Raw genomic sequence first — 1,366 nt, forward strand, 5'->3', positions numbered from 1 at the left:
TTCTTACCGGTCAGTGCCTGACCCTCCTGAAGCGCTTTCAGGGCTTTGTCGAAATCGAAAGATTGAGTCATGTATCATTCCTTTTTGAGATATATTACTGGAATGACACAGAATTTCTAACACTCCCTATTTTACAAGAATGGGGATCCCATTAAGTGAAATTTTCGAAATTATTTGAATAACAGCACTAATGATAATAGTCGATATGCTATCCAGTCCTAATTTAAATCCACTATTATTTTTGTGTATTCAGAGGGGATGCTATAAGAAAACAGGTTTCATTAGATCAATGATATGCATATATCAGTTCTGGCAACTTCTTTATATGAGGTGTTCCTTGAAAAAGTAGCTAAAGAATTTTTATAACCCTTATCAGGTCTTATTACATTGGCATGTGATATAAATCAAGAAATTTATCGTACTCTTGTCGCGTATAATGAGGAAAAAGATATTTATATTATTAATAATCCAGGGTTGGTTAAAACTCTTTTAAAAACTCATATGAGAAAATTGTAAATATAATTTAAGCGCTACCTTTGAACCTTCATTTATATCTCTTAATCAAGGTCGGTAGCGCTTTCTTTGGTAATGACTCTAATTTATTGATAGTGATGAATATTCAAATACTCCCGCTCCCTCTATGTAAGCGGCGCATTCAGACCGTATTGACGGTGGCTAAGAAGTGAGATCGACCCGTTCATGCATCCGGTTTGCAGGCCAGTCCGCGATATGACTGATGACATGGCGTAGCCAGACCTCAGGATCCACTTTATTTAACCAACAAGTACCGATAAGACTGTACAGAAGGTCGCTCGTTCGCCACCTTTGTCAGCGCCTGCGAAGAACCAGATGGTATGACCTTTTATCATCACTTTAATTTTCTTGGTCGAAAACTCTGTTTTTCGAACAGGCATTTAGTTCAATTTTTTTATTCAGAACTCAAGTTATGTCTAATCTCATCAGAAGATTGGTGACAAAAGTTATCGGCACCAAAAGAAACTTTTACCGGGCCTCATGCCCGGTTTACCCTTATGTTAAAAAATGGTCTTCTGATTACTTTAACTCCTCATTAATGGCCTGCCGAACAATCAACTTCGCGGCCCAACTCGTTAAGTTAATTATTTCATCATTTTCCAAACCAAAAGTATCTTTCAGAATAGTCATAGATTCTGTACCATATAAAACTGAAATCAACATAATAATCTTATGTATTGTGTCATCTTTAAGCTGACCTTTTAGAGGCGCTAACGCCGTAGAAAGTGTCTCTTTACGGTTACTTTTTTTCTTCAAAACAGGTCGTTTGTGATTATCTTCACCGGATAAAGATTCCTGCCAGCGTAACTGAGAAATGCGTAAAGCATCCCTC

At 37.1% G+C, this 1,366-nt stretch carries 1 protein-coding gene and 1 pseudogene; both read right to left on the minus strand.

Translation table 11 applies throughout. The annotated features are described in order from the left end of the window. Positions 1-675 precede the first annotated feature (675 nt). A complete protein-coding gene (locus tag EAE91_RS24460; RefSeq protein WP_376744747.1) occupies positions 676-804 on the minus strand; it encodes a transposase domain-containing protein in 129 nt (42 codons plus the stop codon). 249 nt (positions 805-1,053) lie between these two features. Continuing rightward, positions 1,054-1,366, minus strand: a pseudogene (locus tag EAE91_RS23430) (TetR/AcrR family transcriptional regulator); the annotation flags it as partial.

The organism is Photorhabdus noenieputensis (assembly GCF_018448935.1).
Lineage (GTDB): Bacteria > Pseudomonadota > Gammaproteobacteria > Enterobacterales > Enterobacteriaceae > Photorhabdus > Photorhabdus noenieputensis.